1 protein-coding gene and 1 pseudogene are annotated in these 1,282 nt (G+C 64.9%); one reads left to right on the plus strand and one right to left on the minus strand.

The features are described 5' to 3' along the window. Positions 1 to 79, minus strand: a pseudogene (locus H0485_RS21240) (IS6 family transposase); the annotation flags it as partial. A 43-nt stretch (positions 80 to 122) separates the two neighbouring features. Between H0485_RS21240 and H0485_RS21245 the strand changes: the two are divergent. Next, on the plus strand, positions 123 to 1,148 hold the full coding sequence (locus H0485_RS21245) for a Fic family protein (RefSeq protein ID WP_226937867.1): 1,026 nt from the start codon (positions 123 to 125) through the stop codon (positions 1,146 to 1,148). Positions 1,149 to 1,282: the final 134 nt, after the last annotated feature.

The raw sequence follows: 1,282 nt of genomic DNA on the forward strand, positions 1-1,282 counted from the left end.
AGGCCCAGACGGCATAAGCGATGATCTCGCGGGGGAAGCGGAAGCCCTTCAGGCGCGCCAGGGATGATGGCATTTTCATTCGAAATCCTGTAGCAGGGGCTTCACGACACAACAACTTGGCAATGCCGCCCCTGGCGCGCGCGCTGGAGGCGGTGGGCGAAATCCAGGGGCTGCAGGCGGGTCTGGAGGAGGGGGATCAGCAGCAGCTGCGCCTCGGCCGGATCATTGATGAGGCGCTTGCCAGTTTCAGCATTGAAGGGGTGAGCCTGAACGCGGCTGAGATTGAGGCTTCGGTTATCGCCTCCCTGCGGCATCGCAACCAGGCCCCGCCGTCGCGCCGCCCTGATGCCATCGCCGAGCTGATGCTGGAAGCCCGTGACTATCAGGGCCCGCTTGATGAGCCGGGGCTCTTTGCCTGGCATAATCTGCTGTTTTACGGCGTTGAGATTGAGGATCGCGGCCGCTGGCGCAGCTTTGAGCTGGAGATTGTCCGCTCGGATCAGGCGGCCCGGCAGGATGAGGTGCTCTATCGTGCCCCGCCGCCCGAGCGGCTGGAGGGGGAGATGGCGGCCTTCCTCGCCTGGCTTGCCCGCCCGTCAGACAGCCATCCGGCGATCCGCGCGGCACTGGCGCATCTGTGGTTTGAATCGATCCATCCGTTCTCAGACGGGAATGGCCGTATCGGGCGCGCGATCATCGACCATGTTTTCGCACGGGAGCGTGCCCTGCCATTCTCGCTGTCACGCCAGATTGAGCGTGAGAAAAAGGCCTATTATGAGGCGCTGCAGGCGGGGCGCCGGGAAGGGCAGGGGGGTATTGATGCGACGCCCTTCGTCGAGTGGTTCCTGCATTGTCTGCTGCGTGCGGCCGAGGCAAGCCGCAAAGAAGCGCTGTTCCGGACACGGCGCAATGCCTTTTTCACCCGCTTCGGGCCGGTGCTGAACGCTCGGCAGGAAAAGGCGCTGCGGCTCTTGTTCGCGCAGGGCCCTGAACGCCTGGCCGAGGGGATCAGCGCCCGCAGCTGGCGCAGGATGACCGGGGCTGCAAGCGCGACGGCGTCCCGGGATCTGGCAGGCCTGGCCGAGGCCGGTATCCTCACCCAGGGAGAGGGGGCGGGCCGCTCGACCCTCTGGCATCTGAGCGCTTAACGACCCTGGGGACTGTCCTGAAGTCTGTGTATCTGGGCCGGTCCATGCGGTTTCAGATACTCAAGCGGCGAAGCGCTCGCCGAACATTATGGCGAACTGGTTGCGGGCGGCAAACCATTCCCGGACGTTGCGAC

This window comes from Pseudogemmobacter faecipullorum (assembly GCF_020539525.1).
In the GTDB taxonomy this organism is placed as follows: domain Bacteria; phylum Pseudomonadota; class Alphaproteobacteria; order Rhodobacterales; family Rhodobacteraceae; genus Pseudogemmobacter; species Pseudogemmobacter faecipullorum.